The organism is Saezia sanguinis (assembly GCF_003991585.1).
GTDB lineage: Bacteria > Pseudomonadota > Gammaproteobacteria > Burkholderiales > Burkholderiaceae_C > Saezia > Saezia sanguinis.
Genome location: NZ_PQSP01000006.1, coordinates 140,094 through 156,636, shown reverse-complemented (window position 1 = coordinate 156,636; position 16,543 = coordinate 140,094). Strand labels below are relative to the sequence as shown.

Sequence of the window (16,543 nt, the reverse complement as noted above, 5' to 3'; positions counted from 1 at the left end):
AGAAGGCCTGCGTTTTGCGATCCGTGAAGGTGGCCGTACGGTGGGTGCCGGTGTGGTCGCTAAAATTATTGAGTAATCAATGTCCGTTTCACCATGTTGCCTGAAAAGGCAGCGTGGTGATTTCGTTTTTTTGCCACATTTATCAAAGTGGCTTCGCTCTTTTAGTAGGAATCTGTCATGCAAAAGCAAAAGATCCGTATTCGCCTGAAGGCATTTGATTACAAACTGATTGACCAGTCAGCACTGGAAATCGTTGAGACCGCCAAACGTACCGGCGCCATTGTCAATGGTCCGGTTCCGCTGCCTACACGCATGAAGCGGTTTGACATTCTGCGCTCGCCGCACGTGAATAAAACCAGCCGTGATCAGTTTGAAATCCGTACGCATCAGCGTCTGATGGACATTGTGGATCCAACAGACAAAACAGTGGATGCGTTGATGAAACTGGATTTGCCTGCCGGTGTGGATGTGGAAATCAAGCTGCAATAATTGGTAATAATTATCTTGCACTTGAAACACAACCCATAATCGGGTTATAATTAAAAGCTACCCCTTAAATAAAGGGAAGTGAATTTGAAATGGCCTTAAGTTTTTCCCTTTGGGGAGGGGCTTAAGGATATTTCTTTTTAAATATCAGCCCCGGCCAATTGAAGTCGGGAATGGAGTATAAAATGACCAAATCCTTGGGGCTCTTGGGGCGCAAGGTTGGGATGATGCGGATTTTCATGGATGACGGGCTCTCTGTGCCTGTGACCGTGTTGGATGTATCTGACAACCGTGTGACACAAGTTAAAACCGTAGAGAATGACGGTTATAGCGCTATTCAGGTGGCGTATGGCTCACGCAAAGCTTCTCGCGTGAGCAAACCGCAGGCAGGACATTATGCCAAGGCTGGCGTTGAAGCCGGCGAGCGTTTAAGCGAATTCTGTGTGCCGCAAGAAGTGGCAGCAGAATATCAGCCAGGTGCCAAACTTCCGATTTCTTTGTTTGCTGTCGGCCAGAAAGTGGACGTGCAGGGCGTAAGCATTGGTAAAGGTTATGCCGGTACCATTAAACGTTACAACTTTGCCTCTCAGAGAGCTTCTCACGGTAACAGCCGTTCACACAATGTGCCCGGCTCTATCGGTATGGCGCAGGACCCCGGACGTGTGTTCCCCGGTAAGAAAATGACCGGGCATCTGGGTGATGTGACTGTGACGGTGCAGAATTTGGATATCGTGCGTATTGATGAAGCGCGCGAATTGTTGATGGTTCGTGGTGCGGTTCCCGGCGCGAAGAATGGCCAAGTGGTTGTTCGCCCGGCGGTGAAAGCATCTGTTGCGAAAGGGGCCGAATAATGGAATTGCAGCTCCTCAATGAACAAGGTCAGGCTGCCAGCAAGGTAGAAGCACCTGAAACCGTGTTTGGTCGTGACTACAATGAAGCATTGGTGCATCAGGTGGTGGTGGCTTATCAGGCCAATGCCCGTCAAGGCACCCGTGCTCAAAAAGACCGTACGCAAGTTAAACACTCGACGAAAAAACCGTTCCGTCAAAAAGGAACCGGTCGTGCTCGTGCGGGGATGACTTCTTCTCCACTGTGGCGTGGGGGCGGTAAGATTTTCCCGAATTCACCGGATGAAAATTTCACCCATAAAGTGAATAAGAAGATGTATCGCGCTGCGATGGCTTCTATTTACTCTCAGTTGGTGCGTGAAGGTCGTTTGGCGGTGATTGATCCGATTGTGTTGGACACGCCAAAAACAAACGTGCTGGCCAAGAAGCTCAAAGCGATGGATCTGGACTCTGTGCTGGTGATTGTGGATAACCTGGACCTGACACAGTTTGATCTGGGCGATCTGAGCAAGGCAGATGACAACTTCAAGTTGTATCTGGCTGCTCGCAATCTGCCCAATGTGGCGGTTGCAGAGCCGCGTTATGCTGATCCGGTTTCTTTGGTGTTTTACAAAAAAGTGCTGGTGACCAAAGGCGCTATTGATAAGCTCAAGGAGATGCTGGCATGAGCGCACAGAAATTCAATCAAGGGCGTTTGATGCAGGTGCTGGTGGCACCGATCGTTTCGGAAAAAGCAACGATGCTGGCTGAAAAACGCAATCAAGTCCTGTTTAAGGTGTTGCAAGACGCAACCAAAGATGAAATCAAGGCTGCAGTTGAACTGTTGTTCAAAGTAGAGGTTGATTCGGTGCAGGTGCTGAACCAGAAGGGTAAAACCAAGCGTTTTGGCCGTACCGTGGGGCGCCGCGATCATGTTCGCAAAGCCTATGTCAGCTTGAAACAGGGTCAGGAACTGAACTTTGCTCAGGAGGCTGCTTAATCATGCCAGTCGTCAAGCTTAAACCTACATCGCCTGGACGGCGCGGTGTTATCAGAGTCTCACATCCCCATTTGCATAAAGGGGAGCCTGTCAAGGCTTTGACCACATCACAGTTCCAAAAGGCTGGTCGTAACAATAATGGTCACATTACCACACGTCATAAAGGCGGTGGACACAAGCACCATTATCGTATTGTTGATTTTCGCCGTAATAAAGATGCAATCCCGGCAAAAGTGGAGCGCATTGAGTACGATCCCAATCGTTCAGCGCATATCGCACTGGTATGTTATGCCGATGGTGAGCGTCGCTATATCATTGCCCCGAAAGGCATTGAGGTAGGGGCAACATTGCTCAGCGGTGCCGAGTCTCCGATTAAAGCGGGTAATACATTGCCTATTCGCAATATCCCAGTGGGTTCAACCATTCATTGTGTTGAATTGCAGCCGGGTAAGGGTGCTCAGTTGGTGCGCTCTGCCGGTGCGTCTGCTGTGCTGATGGCACGCGAAGGCATTTATGCTCAGGTCCGTCTGCGCTCTGGCGAAGTTCGCAAGATCCATATTGACTGCCGCGCAACCATTGGCGAAGTTTCCAATGGCGAACATAACCTGCGCCAGTATGGTAAAGCCGGTGCCAAGCGCTGGAAGGGTATTCGCCCGACCGTGCGTGGTGTGGTGATGAACCCGGTTGATCACCCGCATGGTGGTGGTGAAGGCCGTACCGGTGAAGGCCGCGCGCCAGTGGATCCGTGGGGTAATCTGACCAAAGGCTACCGCACTCGTAACAATAAACGCACGCAAGGCATGATTGTCTCGCGTCGTAAGAAATAAGCGTAAGGACAGATCATGACTCGTTCATTGAAAAAGGGACCGTTTGTTGATCATCACTTGCTGGCTAAACTGGACAAGGCGGTATCTACTAAGGATAAAAAGCCAATCAAGACCTGGTCTCGCCGGTCGACGATTTTGCCTGAATTTATCGGTTTGACCATTGCTGTGCACAACGGTAAACAACATGTGCCTGTCTATGTGACAGAGCAGATGATTGGTCACAAACTGGGTGAATTTGCCCTGACCCGTACATTCAAGGGTCATCCAGGCGACAAGAAAGCCAAGAAGTAAGGAGCACAGACGATGGTAACCCAAAAGAAAGAAAGAGATCCACGTCGCGCTGTTGTTCGCGGTGTTCGCCTGTCGGCTCAGAAGGGCCGTCTGGTGGCAGATCTGGTTCGTGGCAAGCCTGTTGATCAGGCGCTTAATATTCTGACTTTTTCACCTAAAAAGGGTGCAGTCATTATCAAGAAGGCGTTGGAGTCTGCGATTGCAAACGCAGAGCACAATGCCGGTGATGATATTGATGAACTGAAGGTCAAAGTGATTCATGTGGAGCAAGGTCCTGTGCTCAAGCGGTTTACTGCCAGAGCTAAAGGTCGCGGCAATCGGATCAGCAAGCCGACATGTCACATCTACGTAACAGTCGGGAACTGAGGTAAGCTATGGGACAGAAAATTCATCCAACCGGATTTCGTTTGTCAGTGACTCGCAACTGGGGTTCTCGCTGGTATGCGTCGAACCGTCAGTTCAGCCATATGCTGGCTGAAGATCTGCAAGTCAGGGATTATCTGAAAGAGAAGCTGAAAAATGCGGCTGTTTCACGTATCCTGATTGAGCGTCCGGCTAAAAATGCACGTATTACCATTTTCTCCGCCCGTCCTGGTGTGGTGATTGGTAAAAAAGGCGAAGATATTGAAAAATTGAAAGCCGAGCTGACCCAGCGTCTGGGTGTGCCGGTGGCGGTCAATATTGAAGAAGTTCGCAAGCCTGAAGTGGATGCGCAGCTGATCGCTGACAGCATCACTCAGCAGCTTGAAAAGCGTATCATGTTCCGTCGTGCCATGAAGCGTGCGATGCAAAATGCCATGCGCCTAGGTGTGCAGGGTATCAAGATCATGTCTTCGGGGCGTTTGAATGGCGCGGAAATTGCGCGTACCGAATGGTACCGTGAAGGCCGGGTGCCGTTGCATACATTGCGTGCCGATATTGATTATGGTACGTCAGAAGCATTTACCACCTATGGTGTGATTGGTGTGAAGGTCTGGGTTTATCGTGGCGATAACCTGGGGCGCAATGAAGCGCCTGCTGCACCGACCAAACCTGAAGGTGAAGATGATCGCAAGGGACGTCGCGCTAAACCCAGCCGTGGACGTGGGCGTGCACGCAGCACTGCCGCAGGTGCGCCAGTTGATGGCAGCGATAAACCTGCAGAAGCAGTTGATGCACCTAAAACGGCTGTCAAGCGTGTTCGCAAGGCAAGCAAACCTGAGGCTGACAATGCCGCAGGTGAACCGGCCAAAGGAGAATAAGGATGTTGCAACCTGCACGTCGCAAATACCGTAAAGAACAAAAAGGGCGTAACACAGGTGTTGCCACACGTGGCGTTTCTGTGTCATTTGGTGAATATGGTTTGAAGTCAACCGACCGTGGCCGTCTGACATCGCGTCAGATTGAGGCGGCCCGTCGTGCGATTACGCGTCACGTGAAACGTGGCGGACGTATCTGGATTCGTGTGTTTCCGGACAAACCTATTTCCAAGAAACCTGCCGAAGTTCGTATGGGTAATGGTAAAGGGAATATTGAATTTTACGTGGCTGAAATTCAGCCGGGTAAAGTGCTTTATGAGATTACCGGTGTAAGTGAAGAGCTGGCACGTGAGGCATTTGCTTTGGCGGCAGCTAAACTGCCTGTTCGGACAGTGTTTGTTTCACGCCAGGCCGGTGCCTGATGAATGCAAGTAAAGGCATACGGGAGATATTATGAAGGCTTCAGAACTTCGTGAAAAAGATGTGGCAGGCGTTGAAAAAGAGCTTGCCGAGTTGCAGCGTGCCTATTTTGGTGCGCGTATGCAAAAAGCGACAAACCAATTAACCAATACGGCATCGTTAAAATCTGCCCGCCGCGATGTGGCGCGCGCTAAAACGGTTTTAACGGAAAAGCAACGTAAAGGAGCTGCTAAATGACACAGACAGCGCAAGAAGCTACGGCTGCTAAGAATAAGCGCACGCTGATTGGTCGCGTTGTGAGTGACAAGCGCTCTAAAACGGTGACCGTTTTGATTGAAAAGCGCGTCAAGCATGACTTGTATGGCAAGATCATGACACGTTCAGTGAAATACCATGCACATGACGAAAATGGTGATTACCATTTGGGCGATTTGGTTGAGATTGCAGAGTCTCGTCCGATCTCCAAGACCAAGTCATGGGTGGTGACGCGTCTGATTGAAAAAGCCAGACTGGTTTAATATTGTTTTGAATGCGCCATGATCAAAGTAGGTGATCATCTGCCTTCTACCACTTTGTGGGAGGTAGTGCCAGCAGAAGATGGGGGTCTGTCCGGGCCTCAATCTATCGATGTTGGTGCTGCCGTTGCAGAGAAAACGATTGTGATCATTGGTGTGCCGGGCGCGTTTACGCCGACCTGCAGCAAGCAGCACGTACCAGGCTATCTTTCATTGGCGTCTCATTTTCGCAACCTGGGTGTCGATGAAATCTGGTGCGTGTCTGTGAATGATGCTTATGTCATGCAGGCATGGGGCGCTCAGATGGGCGTAGGCGATCAGATTCGCATGCTTGCCGATGGCAATGCGGCGTTTGTTGAGGCCATGGGCCTGAGCCGGGACTTATCGGAAAAAGGCATGGGAGTGCGCTCGCAGCGTTACTCTATGCTGGCAGTGAACGGGGTTGTCAAGATTCTGAATGTGGAGCCTCAGGGCAAGTTTGTTGTCAGTGGCGCACAGCAATTGCATATTCAGGCGCAAGGAGTTCTTGACAGCACTCAAAAAATGAGCGAGAATTAATAGCTTAACCCGCTAATTTCTCTGCGGGTGATTATCTTGCCCAATGTGATGGCAAAGCAGGTTTGAAATAAAATGCGTGCTGTCATGACGGGCCCAAGACTGCCTGTTGTATGACAGCGGGGTAAGTTGGGGAATATAAATGATTCAGATGCAATCGCGACTTGAAGTCGCAGATAACACAGGCGCTAAGTCTGTCATGTGTATTAAGGTGCTTGGGGGTTCCAAGCGTCGTTACGCAGGGATTGGCGACATCATTAAAGTCAGCGTGAAAGAAGCGCAGCCGCGTGGGCGTGTCAAAAAAGGCGAAGTGTATAACGCCGTGGTGGTTCGTACTGCCAAAGGTGTGCGTCGCCAGGATGGCTCGCTGATCAAGTTTGATGGCAATGCTGCGGTATTGCTCAACGCCAAGCTGGAGCCTATTGGTACCCGTATTTTTGGGCCAGTAACGCGTGAATTGCGTACAGAGCGGTTTATGAAAATCGTCTCGCTGGCGCCTGAAGTGTTGTAAGAGAGGATAGCATGAACAAGATTCGTAAGGGCGATGAAGTGATTGTTATCGCTGGAAAAGACAGGGTCAGAAAAGCGCGCGGCAAAGTGCTCGCACGTGTGGATGATTCACATCTGATCGTTGAAGGTGTGAATCTGGCGATCAAGCATGTCAAGCCAAACCCCATGAAGGGGACAGCTGGCGGCAAGACTGAAAAGCCGATGCCGATTGACCAGTCAAATGTGGCGATTTACAACCCGAAAACGGGTAAGGCAGATCGCGTGAAGATCCAAATCACCAAGGATGGCGACAAGGAACGCAAAGTGCGCGTTTACAAGTCCACTGGTGAAGAAATCAAAACGTCGGCCTGAGGAGATTGAATAAGATGGCTCGTTTACTTGAGTTGTATCGCAGCAAAATTGTTCCGGAACTGGTGAAGCAGTTTAGCTATAAGTCAGTGATGGAAGTGCCGCGCATTACCAAAATTACCCTGAATATGGGTGTCTCTGAAGCTGTGGCTGACAAGAAAGTCATGGAGCATGCAGTTGAGGATTTGACCAAAATCGCCGGGCAAAAACCGGTGGTGACCAAGGCACGCAAGGCGATTGCCGGGTTCAAAATCCGTGAAGAGTTGCCCATTGGCTGTATGGTGACTTTGCGTGGCGCACGCATGTATGAATTTATAGATCGTTTTGTCACTGTGGCATTGCCGCGAGTGCGCGATTTTCGTGGTATTTCGGGACGTTCTTTTGATGGCCGCGGTAATTACAACGTGGGCATTAAAGAACAGATTATTTTCCCTGAAATTGAATACGACAAGATTGACACGTTGCGTGGATTGAATGTCAGTATCACTACAACGGCTAAAACTGATGAAGAGTGCAAGGCGCTTTTGTCAGCATTCCGTTTTCCGTTTAAGAACTGAGGTGGCTTGTGGCAAAACTTGCTTTGAAACAACGCGAACTCAAACGTGACAAGCTGGTAGCTAAATATGCCGGCAAGCGTGCTGAGCTCAAGGCTATTATTGACGATGCAAAACGTACCGATGAAGAACGTATGACGGCACGCTTGGCACTGCAGAAATTGCCTCGCAATGCCAGCCCAACACGCCAACGCAATCGTTGTGAGCTGACTGGTCGTCCTCGCGGAACATTCCGCCAGTTCGGTCTGGGTCGCAGTAAGATCCGCGAAATCGGTTTTCGTGGAGATATCCCCGGTCTGACTAAGGCCAGTTGGTAAGCCCACGGCGCAGGAGAAAACACAATATGAGTATGAGTGATCCTATCGCCGATATGCTGACGCGCATCCGCAATGCGCAAGCTGTCGAGAAACAGAAGGTGTCAATGCCCGCATCCAAGCTCAAAGTAGCAATTGCGCAGGTGTTGAAAGACGAAGGCTATATTGAAGATTTTGCCGTAAGTGGTGAAGCTGCTTTGGCCCAAATCGAAATCGCCTTGAAATACTACGCTGGACGTCCGGTGATTGAGCGCCTGGAGCGTGTCAGCCGTCCTGGTCTGCGTGTATACAAAGGCACAAAGAGTCTGCCGCAGGTCATGAATGGTCTGGGTGTAGCGATTGTAACCACCCCGCGTGGGGTAATGACGGATCGTAAAGCGCGTGCTGCCGGTATTGGTGGCGAAGTGCTTTGCTATGTCGCCTAAAGGAGTGGTGCAAATATGTCACGTATAGGAAAATTGCCAATCGTGCTGCCTCAAGGCGTTGATGTCGCGATTGCAGATCAGATTAAAGTTAAAGGCGCTTTGGGCTCCTTGGATTTGAAAAGCTCTTCACTGGTGCAAGTCAAGAATGCTGACGGCAAGCTTGAATTTACACCAGCAAATGAGTCTAGCGAAGCCAATGCCATGTCAGGTACCATGCGTGCGCTGGTTGCCAATATGGTGCATGGCGTATCCAAAGGGTTTGAGCGCAAGCTGACGTTGGTCGGTGTGGGTTTTCGTGCTCAGGCGCAGGGCGACAAGTTGAACTTGTCCGTGGGTTTTTCCCATCCTGTTGTCAAGCAGATGCCTGCCGGGTTGAAGGTGGAAACGCCGACACCAACAGAAATTATCATTAAAGGGGCTGACGCACAGAAAGTGGGTCAGGTTGCTGCAGAGGTTCGCGCTATCCGTCCTCCAGAGCCGTATAAAGGCAAAGGGATCCGGTATGCTGATGAGACTGTGATCATCAAGGAAACGAAGAAGAAGTAAGGAATAGGCCATGACAAAGAAAGAACAGCGTCTGCGCCGTGCTCGTCAAACCCGCATTCGCATCGCATTGCAAGGTGTTAACCGTTTGACAGTATTTCGCTCTAATTCGCATATTTTTGCAAACGTGATTTCCGGTGATGGCAGCAAAGTGCTTGCAAGCGCTTCTACACTGGAAGCTGGCGTGCGTAAGGCTCTGAGTGGCTCAGGCAAAGGCGGTAATGTTGCAGCAGCAGCATTGGTTGGCAAGAGTATTGCCGAAAAAGCCAAAGCTGCCGGAGTTGACAAGGTAGCATTTGACCGTGCCGGCTATGCATATCACGGCCGTATCAAAGCATTGGCTGAAGCAGCTCGTGAAGCTGGCTTGCAGTTCTGATCGCAGACGATCCAAGGAATTCGACAATGGCGAAAGTTCAAGCAAAAACAGGTACCGATGACCGCGAAGATGGTCTGAGGGAGAAAATGATCGCGGTGAACCGCGTGACCAAAGTGGTGAAGGGTGGCCGTATTCTCGGTTTTGCCGCTTTGACGGTGGTTGGCGATGGTGATGGCGGCGTTGGCATGGGTAAAGGTAAAGCCCGTGAAGTTCCGGTTGCTGTGCAAAAAGCAATGGAGCAGGCCCGCCGCAACATGATCAAGGTTAGCCTCAAGAACGGTACGATTCACCACAATGTGGTGGGTGAACACGGTGCATCAACGGTGCTGCTGGCACCGGCTCCTAAAGGGACTGGTATCATTGCCGGTGGTCCGACCCGTGCCGTATTTGAAATGCTGGGTGTGACCGATATTGTGGCCAAGAGCCATGGTTCAACCAACCCTTACAACTTGGTGCGTGCGACATTTGATGCTTTGACTAAAATGACCACGCCTTCCGAGGTGGCTGCCAAACGAGGCAAAACTGTTGAAGAAATCTTCAGCTGATTGACTCAGGAGCAAGAATAAATGTCAGAGAAAAAAACAGTAAAAGTGCAACTGGTGCGCAGCGTCATCAGTACCCCCAAAGCGCATCGTGCAACCGTGCGTGGCTTGGGGTTGCATAAGCTCAACAGCGTTTCCGAGCTGGAAGATACACCAGCAGTACGCGGAATGATTTTCAAGGTTAAGCATTTGCTTAAAGTGCTGTAAAGGTGCGAAGATGAAATTGAATTCGATGGAGCCCGCTAAAGGAAGCAAGCACGCCAAGCGTCGTGTTGGGCGTGGTATTGGTTCCGGTCTGGGTAAAACTGCCGGGCGTGGTCATAAAGGTCAAAAATCTCGTGCTGGTGGCTATCACAAAGTCGGCTTTGAAGGCGGTCAGATGCCTTTGCAGCGGCGTTTGCCCAAGCGTGGTTTCAAGTCGCTGGCATTGCGCTTTAATGATGAAGTGACTTTGAACGATCTGGAAGCATTGGGTTTGGACGAGGTTGATTTGCTGGCTTTGAAAAAAGCAGGCCTGATCAGCCAGATCACCAAGAATGTCAAAGTGATTGCAACTGGTAAACTGACCCGTAAAGTCACTCTGAACGGTATTGCCGCAACTGCAGGCGCAAAAGCTGCTGTGGAAGCTGCTGGCGGAACCGTTGCCTGAGTGCAGGTACGGTGATTGTTCGTGCATTAACTTTGATTTGAGATACTGTGGCCACTCAAGCAACTCAATTAGCAAAAAGCGGTAAGTTCAGTGACTTGCGTCGCCGGCTGATCTTTTTGCTGCTTGCCTTACTGGTATACCGTTTGGGCACACATATTCCTGTGCCCGGTATCAATTTGCATGCTTTCAGGGATTTTATGGGGCAGCAGCAGGATGGGATCCTGGGGCTGGTCAACATGTTCTCTGGTGGTGCATTGTCGCGTTCTTCTATTTTTGCTTTAGGGATCATGCCTTATATTTCGGCATCGATCATCATGCAGTTGATGACGTATGTGATTCCTGCATTGGAGCAAATTAAGAAAGAAGGTGAAGCAGGCAGGCGTAAGATTACACAATATACACGTTATGCCACATTGGCTTTAGCGTTATTTCAGTCTTACGGTACCGCGGTACTGATCGGCTCTCAAGGCTTGGCGATTCATGATGGCATGCCATTTTATTTGAATGCCATGCTGACATTGACCGCCGGTACGATGTTTTTGATGTGGCTGGGTGAGCAGATTACCGAGCGTGGTATTGGCAACGGTATTTCGATCATTATTTTTGCCGGTATTGCCGCAGGGTTGCCAAACGCGCTGGTCGGTTTGTTTGAGCTGATCAACTCGGGTTCAATGTCCATTCTGGCTGGATTGTTCATTTTGTTCCTGGTTGTCGTTGTGACTTTCCTGGTGGTGTTTATTGAACGTGGGCAGCGTAAAATTCTGGTGAATTACGCCAGACGTCAGCAAGGCAACAAGGTTTATGGTGGACAATCGTCTTTCCTGCCGCTTAAGCTGAATATGTCGGGTGTGATTCCGCCGATTTTTGCTTCATCGATCATTCTGCTGCCTGCCACCATCATGAGACAATTCTCATCTGCCGGTGGAGATGGCTGGTTTGTTCGATTGGCTGCAGTACTATCACCCGGGCAACCGGTGTATGTGGCTTTGTATGCTGCCGCGATTATTTTCTTCTGTTTTTTCTACACGGCACTGGTTTTCAACAGCCGTGATACGGCTGACAACCTGAAGAAGAGTGGGGCATTCATTCCGGGCTATCGTCCGGGGGAACAGACAGCTCGTTACATTGACAAAGTGTTGATGCGTTTGACCCTGATGGGGGCGATCTATATCACGTTAGTCTGTCTGTTGCCTGAGTTTTTGGTTTTGAAATATAATGTACCGTTTTATTTCGGTGGAACATCGTTGCTGATTATTGTTGTGGTCACCATGGATTTTTGGGCGCAAGTGCAAAACTATGTCGTGTCTCAGCAGTATGAGTCATTGCTTAAGAAGGCGAATTTAAAGCCAGGAAAATAGCACTGAAGCGAGTTTGAAACATGGCAAAAGACGATGTAATTCAAATGCAAGGGGAGGTGGTGGAAAATTTGCCCAACGCCACTTTCCGGGTAAAGCTGGAGAACGGGCATATGGTGCTTGGGCATATTTCAGGGAAGATGCGCATGCACTATATCCGGATTCTCCCTGGAGATAAGGTCACCGTGGAGCTCACGCCATATGACCTGACACGTGCCAGAATTGTTTTTCGTGCCAAGTAGTTTGCACGGATTTTGTGGCATTACAAGGTTATTTTTTGTTTGGAGACGGTCATGAAGGTTTCTGCTTCCGTTAAAAAAATGTGTCGTAACTGTAAAATCATCCGCCGTCATGGAATTGTGCGTGTGATTTGTACAGATCCGCGTCATAAACAGCGTCAAGGCTGATATTTAGAGCAACTAGAGGATAAAGATGGCTCGTATTGCTGGTGTAAATATTCCGCCCCATCAACATACTGAAATTGGTTTGACTTCCATTTTCGGGATTGGGCGTTCGACTGCACGCAAAATTTGTGAAAATTGCGGCATTGATTATTCTAAAAAGGTCAAAGATCTGACTGATGCGGATGTCGAAAAAATCCGTGAACAGGTAGGTCAGTTGACCATCGAGGGTGACCTGCGTCGTGAAGTGACCATGAACATCAAGCGTTTGATGGACATTGGCTGCTATCGCGGTTTCCGTCATCGTCGTGGTTTGCCGGTTCGTGGTCAGCGTACGCGTACCAATGCGCGTACCCGTAAGGGCCCGCGTCGTTCCGGCGTTTCATTGAAAAAATAAACACGCATTACGTGCTTGAAAGGTAAAAATGGCTAAGTCCGGCAATACAGCTGCACAGCGTGTGCGTAAAAAAGTGCGCAAGTCAGTTTCTGACGGGATCGCTCACGTTCACGCATCATTTAACAATACCATTATCACCATTACGGATCGTCAGGGGAATTCTTTGTCCTGGGCTTCCAGTGGTGGTCAGGGGTTCAAAGGCTCCCGCAAGTCAACACCTTTTGCAGCACAGGTTGCTGCTGAAGTTGCTGGCCGTACTGCGCTGGAGCATGGCATTAAAAACCTGGACGTGGAAATTAAAGGCCCAGGTCCAGGTCGTGAATCTTCGGTGCGTGCATTGGCAGCGCTCGGAATTCGCATTACGTCGATTTCAGACGTAACGCCGGTTCCGCATAACGGTTGCCGCCCGCAAAAGCGCCGTCGTATCTGATTTCTGTTTTTATTAAGTGTAAGACCACCGCCAGTTGAATGAAAATTGTAAACTGGCTCCCATAACGAAAAGGTTATGGTAGTTTTTAAAAGGAAAAGAAAGTGGCTCGTTATTTAGGTCCTAAAGCCAAACTCGCCCGTCGTGAGGGCATCGATCTGTTCTTGAAGAGCGCCCGCCGCTCGATCGCTGATAAATCTCACTTTGATACCAAACCTGGTGTGCATGGCCGTACTTCCGGACAGCGTACCTCTGACTATGGTTTGCAGTTGCGTGAGAAGCAAAAAGTCAAACGCATGTATGGCGTTCTGGAACGTCAGTTCCGCCGTTATTTTGCCGAGGCTTCACGCCGTAAAGGCAATACCGGTGCTTTGCTGCTGACTCTGTTGGAAAAGCGTCTGGACAATGTGGTTTACCGCATGGGGTTCGGCTCTACACGTGCTGAAGCCCGTCAGCTGGTTTCTCATGGTGCCATTTTAGTCAATGGCAAGCCGGTGAATATCCCTTCTTATATGGTCACAGACGGGGATGCAGTGGCTATTCGTGAAAAATCCAGAAACCAAACACGTATTCAGGAAGCTATGCAACTGGCACAGCAAACCGGATTGCCTGACTGGGTTTCCGTGGATGGCAGCAAGCTTGAAGGTGTTTTCAAGAAAGCGCCGGATCGCGACCAGTTTGGTGCCGATATCAATGAAAACCTGATTGTTGAGTTGTACTCACGTTAATAATTTTCTGATGTTCTGTTTTCCCTACGCGCCCTGCTGCATGTGTTTCTTCAGGAAGCACTGTGCGGGGCTTTCAGCCTTATCGGTGTAACGAGCCGAGGGTATTGAGAGGAAAGATTCATGCAAAACCTACTGAAGCCCAAGTCTATCCATGTTGAGTCACTCGGTGATAACCGCGCCAAAGTGACACTCGAACCTTTTGAGCGCGGTTATGGTCATACCTTGGGTAACGCTTTAAGGCGGGTGCTGTTGTCATCTATGGTGGGGTATGCTCCAACCGAAGTGACGATGGCTGGCGTGCTGCACGAGTTCTCGTCTGTGGATGGTATCCAGGAAGAAGTCATGCTGATCATGCTCAACCTCAAAGGCGTGGTGTTCCGTCTGCATAATCGTGATGAAGTGACGCTGAGCCTGCGCAAAGATGGCGAAGGCGTTGTGACGGCAGCAGATATCCAGACCCCGCACGATGTGGAGATTATCAACCCGGATCACGTGATCTGCCATCTGGCCGGTAACGGTAAGATCGATATGCAGATCAAGGTCGAAAAAGGCCGTGGTTATGTACCGGGTAATGTGCGCCGCTATGGTGACGACTCTCCCAACATCATTGGTCTGATCCGTCTGGATGCATCATATTCACCCGTGCGCCGCGTCAGCTACACGGTTGAAAATGCCCGTGTGGAGCAACGTACCGACCTGGATAAACTGGTGCTGGAAATTGAAACCAATGGCGCCATTGCCGCTGAAGAGGCGATTCGTTCAGCAGCAAGAATTCTGGTTGAACAACTGGCTGTATTTGCCCAGTTGGAAGGCAGCGAGCTTGAAGTGACCACTGTCGATTCACCGCGTGCCAGCACGCAGCAGTACGATCCTGTTCTGTTGCGTCCTGTGGACGAACTGGAACTGACCGTGCGTTCTGCCAACTGCCTGAAAGCTGAGAATATTTATTACATTGGTGATTTGATTCAGCGTACTGAAAATGAATTGCTCAAGACGCCGAATCTGGGACGTAAATCCCTCAATGAGATCAAAGAAGTTCTGGCTTCACGTGGCCTGACCCTGGGTATGAAGCTGGAAAACTGGCCTCCTGTGGGCCTGGATCGCCATTAATTTGTTTTTTGTTGGCACGGCACTTTGAGACTACGTGTTTTCAGGTGCCTATTTACACAAGTGCACCGACCCGTACCTGATACGGCGGGCCGTAAAACCGGCTGAAATGTCAGCCTGGGATATAAAGAAAGGAAAATAGCACATGCGACACCGTCATGGATTGCGTAAACTGAACCGCACATCGTCACACCGTAAGGCGATGTTCCAGAACATGATGAATTCTCTGATTGAGCATGAAGTCATTAAAACCACATTGCCCAAGGCCAAAGAATTGCGCCGCCTGATTGAGCCGATGATCACTTTGGCTAAAACAGATACGCTGCATAACAAACGTCTGGCATTTTCCCGCCTGCGTGACCGTTACTCCGTGGTGAAACTGTTTGACGTGCTGGCTCCTCGCTACGCAGAGCGTCCTGGTGGTTATACCCGTATTTTGAAATTCGGTTATCGCATTGGCGACAATGCACCGATGGCCATCATTGAGCTGGTTGACCGTCCTGAGCTGGATGATGTACCTGCAGCCGCAGATGAGAAGGCTGCAGCGGCTCCGGCAGAAGCTAAAGCCAGCGAATAACGGCAAAGATTGGGAAGAGGCCTCTATAAAGAAGCTTCTTCTTGATTAAGAAAAGCCAGAGAGTGATCTCTGGCTTTTTTGTTGCATCCTTCTGATAAGTTTCTGGTGCGCTGCTGGGGCTGTTTGTTTTCAAAACAGAAAATAATACGGACATTTGAATATCAAAATAAAGAATTATTCAGTCGCCAGACGAAATGATTTTTATGGTTTTCTGTTCAGAAAAGCGGGCTTTGATTTGACCGATAGCTGAGGATCTAGTCCGGTGTTTTTTTAAGCGTTTGCCTGAATGCATAATGATAGAGAAAATGCTTGCAAATTAAATATGAGCCTATTATAATTTACGATTCACAGCGGCTGTAGCTCAGTTGGATAGAGTACTTGGCTACGAACCAAGGGGTCGTGGGTTCGAATCCTGCCAGCCGCACCAAATATGAAAAAGCACTTTCTTCAAGAAAGTGCTTTTTTTTATGAACATTTCAATGGTTATCGCTAGCAGGTTCTTCAACGGATGGCAGTTTAAGAAAATGAGTGGCGGATCAGTTTATGAATATCCCCTGGCGCATAGAACATCTACACGCGTACGGGGGCATATCTTACCAGCCGCGGCGGTGTCTCAACGGGTCTTTTACCCATGCAATGCCTTCTTTGGTGGCGTAGACTTTAGCGGCCTGCTCATCCGTAAAACGGTGGACAAAACGGACAATCCGGTCCAAAGAGGTGCTTCCGTGCCCGGCTCGGATCGAAACGGAAGATGAATAGCTGCCGTCAGGAAGTTGACGGATCAGTGGTGAAATGCAATATTTGCCAAGTTGTACCTGGTCGCTCATGTTTAAACTCCTTTTTGTTTTTGTTTGTAATGTGATTTTTATCACTTGGTGGATCTGATCTTAAAGTGAAAATATGTCAAATCAATGACATACTTACTTTTGTTAGACACCACTGTAAGGTGAGAGTTCCGAAAAATACGGCAGTACGGGTTTCCACTGAAGCAGGTCTGCTTGTACACGTAATCGCAATAGGGGTACTTAACCCATTTGGATGTCAGTGCAGAAAAAGGCGCGCTTAGGGCCTATGTGAAGAGTATGGCTGAAGCTGCTTAAGGGATAGTAGAATAGGTCTCTATTGATTAAA

The 16,543-nt window shown here is 49.5% G+C and carries 32 protein-coding genes and 1 tRNA gene; 32 read left to right on the top strand and 1 reads right to left on the bottom strand.

Annotated elements, in window-relative coordinates; translation table 11 throughout:
- The 32 genes from CUZ56_RS11270 to CUZ56_RS11115 all read left to right on the top strand — a co-directional run.
- Positions 1-76 (top strand): EF-Tu C-terminal domain-related protein (locus tag CUZ56_RS11270; protein WP_201785588.1); only part of this gene is annotated, 76 nt, incomplete at its 5' end.
- Between the two features lie 101 nt (positions 77-177).
- Positions 178-489 carry a 30S ribosomal protein S10 gene (gene rpsJ / locus CUZ56_RS11265; RefSeq protein WP_126980492.1) on the top strand — a complete coding sequence of 104 codons (312 nt, stop codon included), beginning with the start codon at positions 178-180 and terminating at the stop codon, positions 487-489.
- A 182-nt stretch (positions 490-671) separates the two neighbouring features.
- Positions 672-1,337 (top strand): 50S ribosomal protein L3, encoded by a 666-nt coding sequence (gene rplC / locus CUZ56_RS11260; protein ID WP_126980491.1) that lies wholly within the window; start codon positions 672-674, stop codon positions 1,335-1,337.
- The gene (gene rplD, locus CUZ56_RS11255; RefSeq protein ID WP_126980490.1) at positions 1,337-2,002 is read left to right on the top strand and encodes a 50S ribosomal protein L4; all 666 of its coding nucleotides are present in this window, start codon (positions 1,337-1,339) and stop codon (positions 2,000-2,002) included. The genes rplC and rplD overlap by 1 nt, the downstream gene beginning before the upstream one ends.
- The gene (rplW, locus tag CUZ56_RS11250; protein ID WP_126980489.1) at positions 1,999-2,313 is read left to right on the top strand and encodes a 50S ribosomal protein L23; all 315 of its coding nucleotides are present in this window, start codon (positions 1,999-2,001) and stop codon (positions 2,311-2,313) included. Before rplD ends, rplW begins: the two co-directional genes overlap by 4 nt.
- 2 nt (positions 2,314-2,315) lie before the next feature.
- Entirely contained in the window at positions 2,316-3,140 is an 825-nt protein-coding gene (gene rplB, locus CUZ56_RS11245; RefSeq protein ID WP_126980488.1) for a 50S ribosomal protein L2, read from the top strand.
- A gap of 15 nt (positions 3,141-3,155) precedes the next feature.
- Positions 3,156-3,431 carry a 30S ribosomal protein S19 gene (gene rpsS / locus CUZ56_RS11240; protein ID WP_126980487.1) on the top strand — a complete coding sequence of 92 codons (276 nt, stop codon included), beginning with the start codon at positions 3,156-3,158 and terminating at the stop codon, positions 3,429-3,431.
- Positions 3,432-3,443: 12 nt separating this feature from the next.
- A complete protein-coding gene (gene rplV, locus CUZ56_RS11235) occupies positions 3,444-3,797 on the top strand; it encodes a 50S ribosomal protein L22 (RefSeq protein WP_126980486.1) in 354 nt (117 codons plus the stop codon).
- Positions 3,798-3,805: 8 nt separating this feature from the next.
- The gene (rpsC, locus tag CUZ56_RS11230; protein WP_126980485.1) at positions 3,806-4,672 is read left to right on the top strand and encodes a 30S ribosomal protein S3; all 867 of its coding nucleotides are present in this window, start codon (positions 3,806-3,808) and stop codon (positions 4,670-4,672) included.
- Between the two features lie 2 nt (positions 4,673-4,674).
- Positions 4,675-5,091 (top strand): 50S ribosomal protein L16, encoded by a 417-nt coding sequence (rplP, locus tag CUZ56_RS11225; protein ID WP_126980484.1) that lies wholly within the window; start codon positions 4,675-4,677, stop codon positions 5,089-5,091.
- Positions 5,092-5,119: 28 nt separating this feature from the next.
- Positions 5,120-5,326 (top strand): 50S ribosomal protein L29, encoded by a 207-nt coding sequence (rpmC, locus tag CUZ56_RS11220; protein WP_126980483.1) that lies wholly within the window; start codon positions 5,120-5,122, stop codon positions 5,324-5,326.
- Positions 5,323-5,607 (top strand): 30S ribosomal protein S17, encoded by a 285-nt coding sequence (rpsQ, locus tag CUZ56_RS11215; protein WP_126980482.1) that lies wholly within the window; start codon positions 5,323-5,325, stop codon positions 5,605-5,607. Before rpmC ends, rpsQ begins: the two co-directional genes overlap by 4 nt.
- An 18-nt stretch (positions 5,608-5,625) precedes the next feature.
- Positions 5,626-6,162, top strand: a complete 537-nt coding sequence (locus tag CUZ56_RS11210) for a peroxiredoxin (RefSeq protein WP_126980481.1) — start codon at positions 5,626-5,628, stop codon at positions 6,160-6,162.
- Positions 6,163-6,301: 139 nt separating this feature from the next.
- Positions 6,302-6,670: a 50S ribosomal protein L14 gene (gene rplN / locus CUZ56_RS11205; protein ID WP_126980480.1), complete on the top strand. Its 369-nt coding sequence runs from the start codon at positions 6,302-6,304 to the stop codon at positions 6,668-6,670.
- Between the two features lie 11 nt (positions 6,671-6,681).
- Positions 6,682-7,020: a 50S ribosomal protein L24 gene (gene rplX / locus CUZ56_RS11200; RefSeq protein WP_126980479.1), complete on the top strand. Its 339-nt coding sequence runs from the start codon at positions 6,682-6,684 to the stop codon at positions 7,018-7,020.
- 14 nt (positions 7,021-7,034) lie between these two features.
- Positions 7,035-7,574, top strand: coding sequence for a 50S ribosomal protein L5 (gene rplE / locus CUZ56_RS11195; RefSeq protein WP_126980478.1), 540 nt, complete (start codon positions 7,035-7,037; stop codon positions 7,572-7,574).
- Between the two features lie 8 nt (positions 7,575-7,582).
- On the top strand, positions 7,583-7,888 hold the full coding sequence (gene rpsN, locus CUZ56_RS11190; protein WP_126980477.1) for a 30S ribosomal protein S14: 306 nt from the start codon (positions 7,583-7,585) through the stop codon (positions 7,886-7,888).
- Positions 7,889-7,914: 26 nt separating this feature from the next.
- Positions 7,915-8,310, top strand: a complete 396-nt coding sequence (gene rpsH, locus CUZ56_RS11185) for a 30S ribosomal protein S8 (protein WP_126980476.1) — start codon at positions 7,915-7,917, stop codon at positions 8,308-8,310.
- A gap of 15 nt (positions 8,311-8,325) precedes the next feature.
- The gene (gene rplF, locus CUZ56_RS11180; protein ID WP_126980475.1) at positions 8,326-8,856 is read left to right on the top strand and encodes a 50S ribosomal protein L6; all 531 of its coding nucleotides are present in this window, start codon (positions 8,326-8,328) and stop codon (positions 8,854-8,856) included.
- Between the two features lie 10 nt (positions 8,857-8,866).
- Positions 8,867-9,229 carry a 50S ribosomal protein L18 gene (rplR, locus tag CUZ56_RS11175; RefSeq protein ID WP_126980474.1) on the top strand — a complete coding sequence of 121 codons (363 nt, stop codon included), beginning with the start codon at positions 8,867-8,869 and terminating at the stop codon, positions 9,227-9,229.
- 26 nt (positions 9,230-9,255) lie between these two features.
- Positions 9,256-9,774: a 30S ribosomal protein S5 gene (rpsE, locus tag CUZ56_RS11170; protein ID WP_126980473.1), complete on the top strand. Its 519-nt coding sequence runs from the start codon at positions 9,256-9,258 to the stop codon at positions 9,772-9,774.
- Positions 9,775-9,795: 21 nt separating this feature from the next.
- Entirely contained in the window at positions 9,796-9,978 is a 183-nt protein-coding gene (rpmD, locus tag CUZ56_RS11165) for a 50S ribosomal protein L30 (RefSeq protein WP_126980472.1), read from the top strand.
- 10 nt (positions 9,979-9,988) lie between these two features.
- Positions 9,989-10,420 (top strand): 50S ribosomal protein L15, encoded by a 432-nt coding sequence (gene rplO, locus CUZ56_RS11160; RefSeq protein ID WP_126980471.1) that lies wholly within the window; start codon positions 9,989-9,991, stop codon positions 10,418-10,420.
- 47 nt (positions 10,421-10,467) lie between these two features.
- Positions 10,468-11,778: a preprotein translocase subunit SecY gene (gene secY, locus CUZ56_RS11155; protein WP_126980470.1), complete on the top strand. Its 1,311-nt coding sequence runs from the start codon at positions 10,468-10,470 to the stop codon at positions 11,776-11,778.
- Positions 11,779-11,798: 20 nt separating this feature from the next.
- Entirely contained in the window at positions 11,799-12,017 is a 219-nt protein-coding gene (gene infA, locus CUZ56_RS11150) for a translation initiation factor IF-1 (protein WP_126980469.1), read from the top strand.
- A gap of 51 nt (positions 12,018-12,068) precedes the next feature.
- Positions 12,069-12,182, top strand: a complete 114-nt coding sequence (gene rpmJ / locus CUZ56_RS11145; protein WP_126980468.1) for a 50S ribosomal protein L36 — start codon at positions 12,069-12,071, stop codon at positions 12,180-12,182.
- A 25-nt stretch (positions 12,183-12,207) separates the two neighbouring features.
- The gene (gene rpsM, locus CUZ56_RS11140; protein WP_126980467.1) at positions 12,208-12,573 is read left to right on the top strand and encodes a 30S ribosomal protein S13; all 366 of its coding nucleotides are present in this window, start codon (positions 12,208-12,210) and stop codon (positions 12,571-12,573) included.
- 28 nt (positions 12,574-12,601) lie between these two features.
- Positions 12,602-13,003, top strand: a complete 402-nt coding sequence (gene rpsK, locus CUZ56_RS11135; RefSeq protein ID WP_126980466.1) for a 30S ribosomal protein S11 — start codon at positions 12,602-12,604, stop codon at positions 13,001-13,003.
- 101 nt (positions 13,004-13,104) lie between these two features.
- Positions 13,105-13,728 (top strand): 30S ribosomal protein S4, encoded by a 624-nt coding sequence (rpsD, locus tag CUZ56_RS11130; RefSeq protein WP_126980465.1) that lies wholly within the window; start codon positions 13,105-13,107, stop codon positions 13,726-13,728.
- A gap of 120 nt (positions 13,729-13,848) precedes the next feature.
- Positions 13,849-14,838, top strand: a complete 990-nt coding sequence (locus tag CUZ56_RS11125; RefSeq protein WP_126980464.1) for a DNA-directed RNA polymerase subunit alpha — start codon at positions 13,849-13,851, stop codon at positions 14,836-14,838.
- A gap of 142 nt (positions 14,839-14,980) precedes the next feature.
- Positions 14,981-15,412 carry a 50S ribosomal protein L17 gene (gene rplQ / locus CUZ56_RS11120; RefSeq protein WP_126980463.1) on the top strand — a complete coding sequence of 144 codons (432 nt, stop codon included), beginning with the start codon at positions 14,981-14,983 and terminating at the stop codon, positions 15,410-15,412.
- 350 nt (positions 15,413-15,762) lie between these two features.
- Positions 15,763-15,839 (top strand) — tRNA-Arg (locus tag CUZ56_RS11115).
- Between the two features lie 166 nt (positions 15,840-16,005).
- Here CUZ56_RS11115 and CUZ56_RS11110 read toward each other — a convergent pair.
- Complete coding sequence (locus CUZ56_RS11110; protein WP_126980462.1) at positions 16,006-16,239, bottom strand: hypothetical protein; 234 nt, start codon at positions 16,237-16,239, stop codon at positions 16,006-16,008.
- Between the last annotated feature and the right edge of the window lie 304 nt (positions 16,240-16,543).